Genomic DNA, 14,601 nt, shown 5'->3' on the forward strand with positions numbered 1-14,601 from the left:
GACCTGCGCCTCTCGCGAAAGCGAGTCCAATGTCAATTAGACTATGCCGATCATGTTTTGTTCGTTGTGCTTGAATTTGAGACTCATTCTGTCTGGATCGAGCATAGTTTACAAGGCGGCATAGTTGTGACTACGCCGCTAGCGGCGTAGCTGCAAATCGAGGACATTGCCGGTTCCCAACAGTGTCGTGGCTGCACTGCGCGACTACCTACATGCTCGGCGACTGGCGGGCGGCCCACAGCAGGCAGAGACAGGGCTTTTCTGGCATCAGCAACGGGCCGGGCGCTACTCTTATGTGATGACCGAGAAGCTTCTGATACGTGTCCTGCGCCTCTCTGGTGTAAAGCCTGACAGAGGCGGGCTCGGGCCACGCATTCATGATATTCGGCACACATTCGTCGCAAATCGAATGCTTGAGTGGTACCGCGAGGGGATCAACCCTCAGGCTCGCCTTCCTTATCTTGCCACGTATCTCGGCCACAAGGACATTAACTCGACTCTCGCCTATTTGACCATCACCGATGAACTGCTGCAACTGGCAGGCGCGCGCTTCCGTGCTTTCGGCGCGCACAGCCTGCACGTCGCCGAAGGAGTGGACAATGAGACCCATTGATCCTTTGCCCAGATTGCTCCAGGAATTTTTTTACACACACATGCTGGAGCAGCGCAATCTCTCAGCACATACGGTGCGATCCTATCGCGATACCTGGAGACTATTCCTGCGGTTTTCGGCTACGAGGCGCAAACGGTCCGTAGCCGCACTCGTGCTCGGCGACCTTACCGCAGCCATGGTAGGAGCCTTCTTGCAGCAATGCGAGCAAGCGCGCAAGGTCACGATCGGCACTCGAAACTGCCGACTCGCCGCGCTGCACAGCTTCTTCTCTTTTGTCGCTGAACGGGAGCCCATATACGCAGCGCAGTGCGCCGAAGTGCTGCGGATTCCAACCAAACGTGAAGCCGTTCGCGCGCCAATCTATCTTGAGCCAGACGAAGTTGATGCCATTATGCTGCAGCCGGATCGCACAAGTCTTGAGGGTCTACGCGATCACGCGCTGCTTTGTTTTCTCTACAACACCGGCGCACGAATCCAGGAAGCGCTCGATGTTAGCCCACAACGTATCCGCTTTGATCCGCCGTCTTACGTGCGATTGGTCGGCAAGGGTAAAAAAGAGCGGGTTTGTCCTCTATGGCCAGAAACCATTCTCGTGCTTAAGGCACTACTCAAGCGGCAACCGCGTGCGGGCAACGATCCCATTTTTGTCAATCGCTATGGCGTACCTCTGGGAGCGTCCGGAGTGCGCTATAAGCTCGCACAGTACGTTCAGGCGGCCGCAAAGACCGTCCCTACCTTGTCTTTGAAGCGCGTTTCTCCGCACAGTTTCCGGCACGCGGCCGCCGTCCACCTCGTGGCAGTGGGCGTAGACGTCACCGTGATCCGCAGCTGGCTCGGCCACGTGAGCCTGGACACGACCAATCACTATGCCCAGGCGAATCTCGCTACGAAGCGCGCGGCACTCGAGCGTCTCGAACCGACCTCGAAGAGAAAGAGACCACCGCGATGGAAACGCGACGATGATCTGCTTGCGTGGCTTGATTCACTTTGAGCCCTGCATAATGTGAAGGAGCCGGCGACCTGATGCCAGCAACGGTGCCGGCTCCGCCGCGCTCCTGCGGATTACCTGAACCTGCTGATTAGTCAGCAAATCACCAGCTGGTGATTTCTCGCATGTGCCACCGAAGTACCGGAAGGCTTCTTCGTGCAGTTGTGCCCAGACCTGTTTGCTCGACTTCCAGACCACGCGCCGGAAGCTGCGCCGTGAGTATCGCAGTGTCATCACGAACAGCCGTGGGCGCCGGAAGCGGCCCGTCTTCGGATCGCGCGTAAGCGCGCCTTCGCCGTAATCAACCTGGGCTTCTTCGCCGGGCGCGAACTCGAGGCGGTCAAACTGCTCGGGTTCGACGTGACGAAGGGCGCGCACGAAACGCTTGACGCTGTCGTAACTGGCGGTAAAGCCGAACTGGTCGACCAGATCCTGGTAAATGGCCTGGGCGTTGCGCCTCAGGCGCACCTGCTGCTCGATCCACTCGCGATGGGGTTCGCTCGCCGAGCGGGCGAAATTGAAGGGTTTGGCTGGCGCGGCAGCATCAGAAGCCGGTGGGCGCGGGGGTGGAGGAGTTTGAGGTGGAGGAGTTTGCGCGCCCACCGGCTGTACCGGGCCGGCGGGCACCGTGGGGGAATTTGCTGTCGCTGCACGCTGGGACTCGAAGATCGCCTGGTAGCGACGGATCGTCTTGCGATCAACGCCCGTGAGCTCATGGATCCTGCGTTGGCTCACCTCGCGTTCGAGCAACGTGAATATCGCGCTTTGCAGATGTTGCTTCAAGACGTTCACTCCCTGATCTCCTTCTTGTTCGAAGGAGAAGAAAATAGACGTCCTGCAACATCGTTAGCCGCCCGCTCAAAAGCTCAGCCGGGGGTTCTCAGGTGGAGGAGTTTGAACTGCCCAAACCCGGAGGAGTTTGGGTGCCCTCCGGGGGCGATCACAGGCAGAATATCGTACTGCGCTGCTGTCGGCGACGCGCAGCCCGCTCTCGCGCGCCTTTCGTTCAAGGGTAACCGCAAGGTAATTTATGCTCTGCAGAGCATAATTACGAACCCTGTTCGCCCACAGCGGACAGATAAAATAACAGCATGGTTGAACCTGTTGTTGCATCGGCGGGGCAAGGCCTGCCCTCGCCGCCCGCAGACCTGAACATTCTCGCCAAACGCACGCCGTGGACCAGGTCTCGCCCGATCCATCCGTTGCCAGCGCCGTCTGGAAGCGTTGCGGTGAACCCGCCTACCCGGCCGTTCGGATCGAGCGGGCGGAGCTTGGCATCGTTGCTTTGGCATCGCTGCTGCGCCGCGCCACATTGACCATACACTTGCCGGGCAACCGCGATGGAAGCGGTGGCTGAAGGCCGTGGTCCACTTGCGTCTGGCGAGTCAATGTTGTGCGACTCTTCGGACATGGTTTCCGTATTGGATAGTACGACCACGCGGCCCTCGGGCAACGCAACTCTCCGAGCTGGCGACGTTCACCTTTCTGCTCTGAGACGGTCTGGCTTTCGACCAAGGCTGGCTCGTGTGCTTGTGTTTCGATCTGGAAGAAGGCGCCGACTCCGGCGTTCTGCGCGGTGCGCAGCCAGTCTGGCATGTCGCCGAGGCCGTTCTTCCATTCGTTGTCGCGCGCGTCGCGATACAGCGGTGGATGGTCTTTATCGTGCTGGGTCGATTCGGCGAGCGCTTCCGGGGTGCTGCCGAATTTCTTCCATCCTGCGGCGGATCCGGACGATCAGTCGGTCGCGGGCTTCACCATCAGCGATTCTTCCCTTCATGAACAAGCATTTCTCGTAGGGGTCGAGCCGTGCAGTATACCGGCGGCTCGAAAACAAAAAACCCGCAACGGGTTGAAGCCAGATCGAGACAGATACGGACGTGCTGCGTCGTAGAAGTCGGTTACGCGTGCCTGCGCGCCATCTGGTCGAACGATTTACCAGCACGGAAACGCTCCAGACGGTCACCCGCGTCGGTGATTATCGCGAGCGGCGCGCGCTGCATCTGATAGTCGTATGTCGCGACGATCACGGCGAATTGCCGAAATCCTTCTTCGTCGAGTGCCCATACATGGAAATTGCGACCATGATCGAAAGCGGCGGAAAGAATGCTTTCAGCGTCCCGCATCTGTTCGAATGTCGCCTCGCCATATCCCGCTTCGGCCAGCAGGCCAGTCAGGATCATCACCTGGCATAGCGTCTGTGCAGCATTGACGTTGCCGCTGCCCCGCCGCATGGCATCAAGCGCGACGTGTACCTGCAGACAGACACGGTCAACCTCGGCGCGCGGCATCGGTAACAGCATTGCCTTGCTCCGGCGCGTGCCTGCCGCCTGGGTGATTCTTGCAAACGGGATCGTTCTGGTCATCAGGTGAATGAGGCGTGGTTTCGAAAGACCTTGCGCTCGAATGCTACACCAAGCCGTGATATACGCTCCGGGCTGTTGGCTATGACTTGGCGACGCGGCCGCCCTGTTTTGCTTGTATTCAGATGGTAGAGGGATCTTTTTCGGCGGTCAGGGAAGCGGCGACGCGCCGACAGTCGCTCGTTAAAGAAACCCGAACTGTTCGAGCAGGACGAAGACGTCCTGCTCATACCAAACACTTTGCGACATATGAATTGCGGAAATCAGGCCGAGACCGCTTCCGAAGCCATGTCGCTGGTCAGTGCAACCGCCTCTGGACTGTGCGGTGCCTTTTTCGCCGGCGCTTTCTTCGTCACAGACTTCTTCGCCACGGCATTTTTGACTGCGGCCTTCTTCGCCGGCGCAGATTGAGCTAATACTGTCTTGCCCTTCTTTGCGACCAGCTTTTTCCTCGCGGCTTTCTTCACCGCTGCCTTCGTGGCCGAAGCTGATTTCGAGGCCGGGAGTCCCTCTTCCGCGCCAGCAATCAGAAACTTCGAACGATCCTTGGCTCCAGCCAGCCATGCCGGTGCCCGACCGCGCCCACTCCAGGTCGCGCCACTTTTGGGATCGCGATATTTCGGAGCCTGGGGTCCGCGCACGTAGTTGCCGGGTTTTGCCGTCTTCCTGGCGATAGAAGCCGGTTGTGCGACGCTGTCGTCAATCAGAAACCTGGTACGGTCCCTGGCACTCGCAATCCATGCTGGAGCGCGGCCGTGTCCCGTCCAGGTAGCGCCCGTCTTCGGATCGCGGTACCTCGCAGGAGCTGTGGGTTTGGTGATCGCCGCGGCGCCTGGCTTACGACCGCGTTTCTTGCTGCCTAAGTGTGCATCGATGTCCGCGATGGTCAGGCCATGCTTCTCCATCAGGTCACGAATCTTGGCGATGGCGGTCGACGACTGACTCCTGATGAGCGCATCAGCTTGCGCCTGAAGCTTTGTGATTCGTGCCTGCACTTTTTCGAGCGTTGCCATTTGTCCCCCTTCGGTATAGCGATGGCCGCACTATGCCACACAGCATTGAGCAAACGCTAGTGTCGACCTCTCCAGCTGCGGCCGACCTACGAGCTGGATGTCCGTAACGGGTGGTTGATGACGTCGGTGAAAGCCGATCGTCCGGCACTCGGCGTCGCGAGCACGCTGATTCAACCCGGGATAGGAGTGGAAGTTAGATGACCCGACTCCTGGAGAGCCTCACCTTTTCGCCGACCTGAGAGGACAAAAAACGGCAGTGCCTGCCACCCTCGGAATGCACCGAGCCTGGCGTCGTTGCGGGAAGTTCATTTCAGTGCATGTCTTAAGGCATTTTCCTGACACAGCAATCGTGCCGCGTCACAGAATGCACCTGCTCACTCCATGAACAGAATAGCAAGCGCCTCCTAACTCGAGAGTGAATCAACCACGACCATGGCAAAGAAGATCAGCGTTCAGCAGGTACCGGCGAAAAAGCGCCGTTCGGCGATGCCTGTGCCCGAGCAGCACGTGGACCACGCGGATATCCTCCTTTTGTTCGAGCAGGTGCGTCGCGAGACTGTGGCGCCTATGTTTAAGACATAGTCGTCGTAAATGCGCGCCTCACGGGTGCGCTCGCAACTGGGCGGGGACGGTCACCCATGACGATTTTAAGCCTCGCCGAAAATTTCCTCGAAGCCTTCCTGGCACAGCTTTAGCAGCTGGGCGGGATCGTTGCCCCGAATTTCCGCAGCTGCGCGGATGACGTCGTTCATCTCCCAAAACAGTTCTTTGACGCCATTGCGAACGGATTTCTGCTGGTTGGGATGCAGCGTGCCATCGAGCTCCTTCCAGATCGGGACGAGGTCGGTCTCAATCGCCGCGTAGAAGATCTGCAGGGTGTCGTGGATGTACACCACATCCTGCGCGAGTTTGTTTTGTTCGTCTCTCTTCTTGCGGATCAGCAGCTTCTGGATCATGAAGCTTACCGGGTTCGGCACGCGAACGGCTTCCACTGCCTCGCCCAACCCGGAATCATCCTCGGGGATGGTCACAACCCAAGGCTTGTACAGCAGCACTTCGAGGTAACGAAGCTTTTGCGCGACCACTCCAGCCTTCAATTCGGTCGCGTCATCTTTCAATCTCCCTTGCCGGTCGCGCTTCTTCCCGCTGTTCGTGAGAGGGGTGAGAAACTCCGCATAGAAACCTTTCGCGTCGCCGCCCATGGTGTAGCGCATTGCTGGCGGCTTGTAGTCACCAGTAAAGTTGGGCTCTTCCGTGAACCCCGCCGCAACCAGCGCCTGCTTGATATCGCCTTCGAGCAGCTCGCGCTCCGCGTAGGCCACGTCTGCATCCTGCGTGAAGATCGGATTATAGTCGGCCGTGTAGGCGCGCGGCTCGTAGTGGTAGAGCCGAAACGCCCAGCCGCCGACAAATACGATCTGCTTGCGCCAGGGTTCGAGGGTTAGCGCGAGCGTGCTGAATTCCGTCAGATCGCTCACGCGCGCGCTCCTACTACGTTCGCCAGAACGCCGTGCTCGAACTCGGCCGCCTGCTCGGCACCGCGCGACGGATCAGCTGATACGTCAAGCCATGTCTGGATGATGTCGGACACCCACTTCCCCTCATGAAGCACGCGCCCCCGGCCTAGCGATTGCGGATACGGGTGCTGCCGCAAAACCACATCGGCCCGCTCGCCGTCATGCATGAGTCGCAGGCCCCGCCAATGCTCGGCGGCTGCGAGGTCGGGCACCCAGAGGGTTGTTATGAAGCCACGTACGTGCCCCACGCCAAGCGCGTCCGCCGCAGCGAACTGGCCAAGCGTCACCTCTTCCCCTTCCCGCTTGAGAAGCTTTCGCAGTTGCTGATCCTCAGGCACGCCTGGCGCGAGATATTTCATGGGCAGCCCCACAGCTGGCTTCAGGTACGCGGCTTTCCATCGTTGTGCCAGTTTGCGTCGCTGCACGACTCGCAAGTATGGCGCGGACTCGATGAAATTCTCTTCTTTCAGGGCATTGATGAGGCGTGTGGCAGACATGACAGATACACGAGCTTCGCGCGCGAGGTCGGTCGCCGTGAGGTAGGTCCTGCCCGGGGCGTTGATCATCCCTTCACGGCTGATGTCTGCCGCGAGCAGGAGTTTGAGCATCCACTGGGCGAGATCCGAGAACACGAGCGGCGGCGCAGAATGGCTTCTGCGCCGCACGCTGGTAACGGAACGTTCATCAGCCACATGGTCCAGTCCGGGAAAGTCAGCGTACAACGGCTCGCCCGCCAGTATGGCGAAGGGCTCACCCTGCCCATACTGGCGATGAAAATCCATGAGCTTTTTGACGAGCGCCGTCGAAGCGGTTCCCACCCAGATGAGAACGGCCGGGCGGACGCCATTTTGCTGCGATCGAAGGCGTGCCTCCAACAGAGCCTGCGAGAAAAGTGGTATCACGCGGTCGGAGCGCCCTTCCGTCGACGTCTTCAATACGGCGTAATACGTCCGACCGTGAGGGTCGGTCAGAACGAAATCTCCGATCCAACCCGTCTCACGGTCCTCCTCGACCTGCCAGCCATTACCTTCGAACAGCGAATCCAGGGAGCTTCGTGCCAGACGGTCAGCCGCTCCGAGAGAAAGGTATCGATCGCTCATGTTTCACTCGGCCACGTTAACTAACATGGCCATCTGAAATAACACGGCCATGTTACTACCGCGCAGCCGGGTTCGCAAGGGTATCCGGTTGCCGGAAAAAAACGGGACGCCGAGCGTCGACGGCGATACCGATGATCGCGCGCACGAAACGTGGCTTTTTCCGCCGCGCGAGTTGAGACGTTGGAGTATCAAGTGCAGGCACTGCCGAAAAGTTCGATCGTTGGGCACACGTAAGAAGCTCCTTTAACTTTGGTTAGCAAGGTTGGGCTGAACCGCACCTAGAACCGTGAAGCCAATTGGCTTGCTATAAGCTAGTCCATTGAACCGGATGAATTGCACCGGATGCGTCGAGTTGAATCGGAATACCTGCTACTCGACGAAGGGGCCTCGCGCGGGGCGATCATGAACGAGTTGCGATGCGATTCGCGTTTCATCACGACATGGCAAACCCGCTTCGCCAGTGAGCGTCTTGCGGGCCTGTACGGCAGGCACCCAGGTCGTGCGCCGCGCCGTGACCTGGCGCGTCTTGAGGCGAGAGTGCTCGACTATACGCTGCGACGCAAACCGGCCAATGGCTCGACGCACTGGAGCAGCCGCAAGTTGGCCGCGCAGTTGGGCGTGCCCTTCATGACGGTGCAACGTATCTGGCGAAAGCACGACATTCGGCCGCATCGTCTCGATACCCACATGGTGTCCAACGATCCCGACTTTGAGGCCAAGGCTGCCGATGTAATCGGCCTGTATCTGAACCCGCCGATGCATGCGGTGGTGTTCTGCGTGGACGAGAAAACGGCCATTCAGGCGCTTGATCGCAAAGACCGGATGTTGCCGCTCTCGCCCGGGCGCGCGGAGAGTCATGGCTTCGAATACAAACGCAACGGGACCCTTGAGCCTGTTTGCTGCGTTGAATGTCGCCACCGGCAAAGTGTTGGGCAAGACTGCCCCACGCCATACCAGCGCCCAATTCGTCGCGTTCCTCACCGAGGTGATATCGGCACAGCCTGCCAGAAGGGAGATTCACGTGATCTGCGACAACGGTTTGAACGGCGTCGGTTTTGTGGCTGCTCACGCCCATGCGCCTTTAGATCGGTGCAATTTCATTGGTTCAATGGACTAGTGTATAGATCTGTCACCAACCTTCGCTGCACATCTGCGACGGATGCGCCTCAATTCGGATACACAGCCGGCTGCGCTCTATAGTGCGGCCGCTCCTATGGGCCGTAACGATGTCCCGACCTTCGCCCGAAGGAACTCGAAAATGGTCGCTGCAGCACGAGCCTTCGCCTCCGGTTCGACGCCAGCGCCATGGCCACCGTCGCTGTGTTCCACGTACCAGACTTCGTCGTGTCCGAGCGCCTGCATCTTTGCGACCATCTTGCGCGCGTGGCCGGGGTGTGCACAGGATCGTCTGTCGACGACGAAGCGCGATCGTACCGCGGATAGATCAGCGTGAATCCGTCTAAAACCCACCGGATATGGCCACCCTCCTCCTGGTTCAGGTCAAGCACATTGATGTCAAGCACTGTCTCCCATTGAGGGTGTCCCGCGATCAAAGCGTCCCATGGTGTGCGCCGAATAAAGCCGAGAGGATGCTGTTCGTCGCCCCAGATATTGCAGCCCCATCACCATAGCGCCCGCATATAGTGATGCGATCTTGCGCCATCATGTCGTCGAGAATCCGTTTGGTTAGCGTGTCAGCGCGTGGTGAATTTCCATACATCGCCATGGTTCTTACGGGTGTGCACGGGCCCGTGAATCCACAGAATTGTGCAACGGCGTCCATATCATTTCCGACTGCGAATTTACCATGAATATAAATCACCATTGAAAAGTAGCTTCGACAGTTGAAGGCTGGCGGTCGTTTGCGTTTTCGAAACGCCATTTCAAACAGCAGCACGAGCCTGATAACTCACCGACTCACGTGCGAATGATCGACCTCGATTCCGCGCTCGGCAATCATCGTTTTCCAAATTGCGCGGACCAAACGAATATGTAACATACCACCCCCTTCGCATCACGACCTTGTCAGACGGTTAATGCAGGCGCTAGAGCACCTTCGTCATGACCGGATTCACGTTTCATTGATCAAAATTTTCGCCTTCATGTGCGAGCATTAAGGCTCGTCGCGCCACGAAAAGGCATTAGAGATCTATGGGTAAACGGGTGAACATTCATACGGCGAAGGAAACCATTTACCCACTTCACAAGCAAAACTTGGATCGGTTTTATGTAGTTTATCGAAAGTATCCGTTGGTGTCGTGCCTTTATGAACGCAATCTGCTGCATTGAACCATGCCTGAACCCCTACTGCCCAATATTCGCCGGGATTTTGCCCGGCGTATGAATTTCCCAGATACTTCTCCTTCGCATCTTTATACAACGCATTCAAACGGTCATCAAACCCTGGGTCATGAACAAGTATGCCCGCGTCCATGACAGCATGTGCGAACTCATGGATACAGATAGATTCACGTGGATATCTGTCCAAAGGGCGTCCTACTTTGAGCAAATTCGCTTCACTGCAACTTACATATGGAAGGCAAGAAATCCAGCCGCATCCCTGTGCTCTTTTATCCCATTTTTCGTCGCATGGTAGTGGGAATCGTCTATCCATATCCACATACGCTGGAAGCGTCGTCATCTCTCTATTCTTTGGGATAATGAGAAAACCCTTTACGTTATTTGCCAGCAGCCTCCGGATCGGGTCATGTTTTGATACCATTACCTCGATGATGCGTTTTGCCTTAAGAAGCGCAAAACTATCGACTTCTGCCGCTGCGACAACCGGGATTCCACTAGCGTCAACGTATTTTTTGTAGTAGTTCCTGTCGAACTCCAAGCTATCAGGAACGGGCGAAATAAAATCGACATGCGTCTCCATTCTCATTTCCTTCGAAAAATAGTTTAGAGCCCGCACCTTGCATGTGATACATGCATCGAATGCGGAAATGACAGAGTTGGTGACATCCGCTTAGCTTTTTTAAATCCGATAACCTACGCATTCGAGGGATGCTTGAAGCCAAAAATGTGACTCTTGTTTTTCAAACCGGACTTCTTCGTACTGTTGCTGCGAGTAGCACTGGCATACACGAACGCCACGAATCACTCCAACAACTCGTTTGGCCAATACCTCCGCATGAACACGCATAAGTGGCGCGCATCCCTTTAAACACCAACAATACCAAGCTACGTTAGTTCCATGAGTCTGGCATTCTTCATAGAACATTCGTGGTTTGGCGCGTTTGACAAAAGACAACGGGATTGCATCGGTCGAAGCAGATCGCGTCGTTCAGCTGTTAATAGGCACGTAACTTCCCACTCTCCATGGTCCGCTTGACCGCTTCCCAGACGCAAAATGTGCGCCAACTCGTGCATGTACATGAAAACAGCGCTCGCCTCCAACGTTTCGTGTCTCAAATCCGACAATCACAACAAACCGCAAGTGTCGGTCGAAAACAGTGCCCATCAACTTGAGCTATAGTTTTTTATGGAAAGGCTTTACCTAGTTTTTCATATCAAGTGGATTTCGTAATCCCTTATATCCTCGCGCCTGGCAGAATCTGAACCAACATGGGTTAAGAAGATGAGTTCTTCAGTTTTCACCAGCAGATGATGCAACAGGCGTTTTTCATGAAGGCTTCATGGATGAATGCAAGACGTTCGAAGCGGATGCGCAGTCGTCGAAAGTTGTGAAGCCATGAGATGGTGCACTCGACACGAACTGCTCAATCAGGAACGGCCGCACGAGATCCTGCTCGCAAAGCTGCGCGAGGCCGACCGGATTGAGTGATCCCGTGTAGTCGTCGATTTCCGCGCGGTGGGCGCAGGCCAAAAACGGGACCGAATCCCACCGACCGTGCGCGACCAGGTTCAAAGCACCACCTCATTACCGAAGCGTCCCGCTCGCGGCAATTCTCACCGGCGCCAACCGCCACGATGTCACCCAGCTTCACGCGCTGGTTGACACCATCCCGCCCATTGCTGGCGAGCGAGGCCCGCCACTTTCGACGCCCCGGATCGCCATTTGCTCACCACTCGCAGGCTCACACTGTAAATGTTCGCCGCCGCAGTCTGCATCTCATCGCGCAACGCACCGCTTGCACGATCATTTTCCTCACGTGCGCCTGCGTGGCTCCATCCAGCTTTCTGGCATCGTTTTTCTCTTCATGCTCGTACAACGCATTGCGCACTATTTGGTGCACACTTCAGTGACTGGGCGAATCCTTACGCAATATTCAGGATTGGATGACGGTAGTTTTTTGAGAGATTGGCCGATATCAGTGATCGTGTTCTGCGTCGTAAGCGAAGCTGAAGATGTGCGGTTCGATACCTTGTAACTTTCGTTAGCTCTGTAGAGTCGGCCGCGCAGTCGGCACGAGGTAGAGCTCCGCGACGTGGAAGCACTTGCTTACGACCACATTGACGAACAAGCCGACGAGTCCGACGCTGCATCCGATGGCGAAGGAAGGGGTGTCTCCAATAAACGGAAAAGAGGCCTACGCCATGACTCTCAACAGAAAACTCACCTCGACGATCGTCATCCTGTGGGTGGGCATCATCATGATTATCTTGTTCGGCGCGTGGCAACACCGATCGACGACGATCGTGGATCGTCAAGAACAGCTTTCGTTGCTAATCGAAGAAGCCAACTCGATCGTAAGCCATTATTACCAGCTTTCGCAGCAGCATACGATCTCGGAGGATGATGCGAAGAAGCAGGCCTTGGAAGTGCTTTCGTCGATTCGGTATGGCACCGACGGATACCTTACTGTGATCAATTCTCAGTCGGTGGCGTTAATGCACCCATTCAAGCCTGAACTCGTCGGCAAGAACATGTCAAACTTCACCGACAAGGCTGGCAAGCACCTCTTCGTCGATTTGGCGAACGTGGCTAGCCAGAGTAAAGGCGGGTTCGTCGAATATCTGTGGACCAAACCGGGGAGTGAGGCATCTGTACCAAAAACCAGCTACGCGCTTCGCTTCGAGTCTTGGGATTGGATTCTCATCACCGGCATGTACATGGATGACGTCCAAAAAGCGTTCTTCAACGACATTGTCCGCTGGATTGGAATCACTGTTGCCCTAGGAGTCGCCTGCACTGTTGTGATGTTACTCGTCTTGCGAAGCATAAAGCACTCTCTCGGCGGCGACCTAGAAGTGGCGGTCGCGACGACACAACGCATGGCGCGTGGTGATCTTGCCACTCCCATCCCGGTCATGCATCGCGAAGGAGAGAGCTTGTTGCGTGCGCTGAACGTGATGCAGATAGGTCTCATCGATGCCATCTCGCGAGTGGCCGACAGTGCTGAGAATATCAATGTCGGAGCAGTCGAAATCGCAGCTGGCAACACGGATCTATCGCAACGCACGGAAGAACAAGCGGCTGCGTTAACGCAGACTGCATCGAGCATGGACGAGATGACCGTGAATGTGAAGCACAACGCCGACAGCGCGGTCATGGCCGCCATTCTGGCGAGCCAAGCCACAGACATTGCGACCCGCGGCAGCAGCGTCGTCGACGACGTGATCCGTAAAATGGGCGACATCACGAACAGTTCAAGGCAGATCGGCGACATCATTGGAGTAATCGACGGAATCGCATTCCAGACCAACATCCTCGCGTTAAACGCAGCCGTCGAAGCTGCGCGTGCGGGTGAGCAGGGGCGCGGCTTCGCGGTCGTTGCGGCAGAAGTGCGAAGCCTCGCGCAACGCTCAGCAACGGCGGCGAAGGAAATCAAGGCGCTAATTGGGACGTCGACAGTCAGCGTCGAAGAAGGCGCTGCGCTCGTCGCCAACGCCGGCTCCACGATGACGGAAATCGTCGCATCGGTAGGGCGCGTGAATAAAATCCTGGAAGAGATCAGTCATGCGTCTCGCGGACAGAGTGCAGGCATAGAACAGGTGAACCGTGCCATAGGAGAGATGGACCAGGTGACCCAGCAGAATGCTGCACTGGTCGAGCAGGCCGCCGCGGCTGCGCACTCGCTCAGGGATCAGGTCGCCATCCTTCGCGAAGCAGTCTCGTCTTTCGCACTGCCTGACTGAGCTTCCCCCGAAATTTCGACTTCCAGCGGATCGCGTGTAAACTCGATCTGAAGGAAGGAAAAAAACAATGTTCAAGGTACCAAACTAGGCATATACGGCGGAGTTCAGGGCGGCCGCCGTACAACGGGTCAAAGATGGACAAAGCATCCGTGCCGTGTGTGTCCACGATCGAAAAGACAGTACATGCGCCCAACACGAGCCACGAACGCCACGCACGCGGTCGCGTCCAATATGGACGCGCCAATCCGAGGAAGCGCCGGAAGAATCGGCGGTTGATGCTGTAGTCCTTTGGATCCTGAATCGTTGCAGTAGGCAGCATGGAAATTCCTACGTATTCAGGCAACAACGCCGCCGCCCGTCATCTTGTCGATCCGCAGGGTCGGCTGGCCGACGCCGACCGGCACGCTCTGGCCTTCCTTGCCGCATACGCCGACGCCCGTGTCGAGCGACATGTCGTTGCCGATCATGCTCACGTACTTCACCGATTCCGGGCCGCTGCCGATCAGCGTCGCGCCCTTCACCGAGCAGATGATCTTGCCGTTCTCGATCATGTACGCCTCGGACTCCGAGAACACGAACTTGCCGTTCGTGGTGTCGACCTGGCCGCCGCCGAAGTTCACCGCATACAGGCCGTTCTTCACCGACGCGATGATTCCTGCGGATCCTTGTCGCCATTGAGCATGTAGGTGTTTGGTCATGCGCGGCATGGGCAGCGCCGGGTACGACTCGCGCCGCGCGTTCTCCGCCACAACGCCCCCGCGCATTCCCGACCATGAACGCGTGCAAGCTCGGCAATCAAATCGGCCCCCTCAGCGCTATCGAGATACCTCGGAATGGCCGTAAGCGTCTCGCCGCGGCCGTTCTAGCGTGCTGATTGAGGTTTTGGGTAGTTTGGTACCCACCAAATTATGGTGGATACCAAAGTGGACAAGACGTGGGGCGTTGGCGCCGCAGTCGGCGCATAT

Annotated in this window: 10 protein-coding genes and 4 pseudogenes; 6 read left to right on the forward strand and 8 right to left on the reverse strand. The window is 57.1% G+C overall.

Going from position 1 to position 14,601, the window contains the following annotated elements; all coding sequences use genetic code 11:
- Positions 1-166: 166 nt before the first annotated feature.
- Positions 167-613 (forward strand): hypothetical protein, encoded by a 447-nt coding sequence (locus AB4Y32_RS39470; protein ID WP_368726437.1) that lies wholly within the window; start codon positions 167-169, stop codon positions 611-613.
- A complete protein-coding gene (locus AB4Y32_RS39475; RefSeq protein ID WP_368726438.1) occupies positions 600-1,604 on the forward strand; it encodes a tyrosine-type recombinase/integrase in 1,005 nt (334 codons plus the stop codon). The genes AB4Y32_RS39470 and AB4Y32_RS39475 overlap by 14 nt, the downstream gene beginning before the upstream one ends.
- Before the next feature lie 48 nt (positions 1,605-1,652).
- Here AB4Y32_RS39475 and AB4Y32_RS39480 read toward each other — a convergent pair.
- The 3 genes and pseudogenes from AB4Y32_RS39480 to AB4Y32_RS39490 form a co-directional block, all read right to left on the reverse strand.
- Positions 1,653-2,429: pseudogene (locus tag AB4Y32_RS39480) on the reverse strand (IS21 family transposase); the annotation flags it as partial.
- 1,070 nt (positions 2,430-3,499) lie between these two features.
- A complete protein-coding gene (locus AB4Y32_RS39485; protein ID WP_368726439.1) occupies positions 3,500-3,964 on the reverse strand; it encodes a hypothetical protein in 465 nt (154 codons plus the stop codon).
- A 260-nt stretch (positions 3,965-4,224) separates the two neighbouring features.
- Positions 4,225-4,974, reverse strand: a complete 750-nt coding sequence (locus AB4Y32_RS39490) for an H-NS histone family protein (protein ID WP_368726440.1) — start codon at positions 4,972-4,974, stop codon at positions 4,225-4,227.
- Positions 4,975-5,406: 432 nt separating this feature from the next.
- Between AB4Y32_RS39490 and AB4Y32_RS39495 the strand changes: the two genes are divergently transcribed.
- Entirely contained in the window at positions 5,407-5,556 is a 150-nt protein-coding gene (locus AB4Y32_RS39495) for a hypothetical protein (protein ID WP_342937541.1), read from the forward strand.
- Positions 5,557-5,621: 65 nt separating this feature from the next.
- Here the strand turns inward: AB4Y32_RS39495 and AB4Y32_RS39500 are convergent, their stop codons facing one another.
- The gene (locus AB4Y32_RS39500) at positions 5,622-6,452 is read right to left on the reverse strand and encodes a GSU2403 family nucleotidyltransferase fold protein (protein ID WP_368726441.1); all 831 of its coding nucleotides are present in this window, start codon (positions 6,450-6,452) and stop codon (positions 5,622-5,624) included.
- Positions 6,449-7,591, reverse strand: a complete 1,143-nt coding sequence (locus tag AB4Y32_RS39505) for an RpiR family transcriptional regulator (RefSeq protein WP_368726442.1) — start codon at positions 7,589-7,591, stop codon at positions 6,449-6,451. The genes AB4Y32_RS39500 and AB4Y32_RS39505 overlap by 4 nt, the downstream gene beginning before the upstream one ends.
- 366 nt (positions 7,592-7,957) lie before the next feature.
- Between AB4Y32_RS39505 and AB4Y32_RS39510 the strand changes: the two are divergent.
- Positions 7,958-8,627: pseudogene (locus tag AB4Y32_RS39510) on the forward strand (IS630 family transposase); the annotation flags it as partial.
- A gap of 1,113 nt (positions 8,628-9,740) precedes the next feature.
- Here AB4Y32_RS39510 and AB4Y32_RS39515 read toward each other — a convergent pair.
- Both AB4Y32_RS39515 and AB4Y32_RS39520 read right to left on the reverse strand, forming a co-directional pair.
- The gene (locus AB4Y32_RS39515; RefSeq protein WP_368726443.1) at positions 9,741-10,472 is read right to left on the reverse strand and encodes a hypothetical protein; all 732 of its coding nucleotides are present in this window, start codon (positions 10,470-10,472) and stop codon (positions 9,741-9,743) included.
- Positions 10,473-11,190: 718 nt separating this feature from the next.
- Positions 11,191-11,307 (reverse strand): annotated as a pseudogene (locus tag AB4Y32_RS39520) (IS5/IS1182 family transposase); the annotation flags it as partial.
- Between the two features lie 17 nt (positions 11,308-11,324).
- On the opposite strand from AB4Y32_RS39520, the pseudogene AB4Y32_RS39525 reads away from it, so the two are divergent.
- Both AB4Y32_RS39525 and AB4Y32_RS39530 read left to right on the forward strand, forming a co-directional pair.
- Positions 11,325-11,610 (forward strand): annotated as a pseudogene (locus AB4Y32_RS39525) (transposase); the annotation flags it as partial.
- A gap of 484 nt (positions 11,611-12,094) precedes the next feature.
- A complete protein-coding gene (locus tag AB4Y32_RS39530) occupies positions 12,095-13,636 on the forward strand; it encodes a methyl-accepting chemotaxis protein (RefSeq protein WP_368726444.1) in 1,542 nt (513 codons plus the stop codon).
- A 335-nt stretch (positions 13,637-13,971) separates the two neighbouring features.
- Here AB4Y32_RS39530 and AB4Y32_RS39535 read toward each other — a convergent pair whose 3' ends face one another.
- A complete protein-coding gene (locus AB4Y32_RS39535) occupies positions 13,972-14,400 on the reverse strand; it encodes a metallopeptidase TldD-related protein (protein WP_368726445.1) in 429 nt (142 codons plus the stop codon).
- Positions 14,401-14,601: the final 201 nt, after the last annotated feature.

It is taken from the genome of Paraburkholderia phymatum (assembly GCF_040965635.1).
In the GTDB taxonomy this organism is placed as follows: domain Bacteria; phylum Pseudomonadota; class Gammaproteobacteria; order Burkholderiales; family Burkholderiaceae; genus Paraburkholderia; species Paraburkholderia phymatum_B.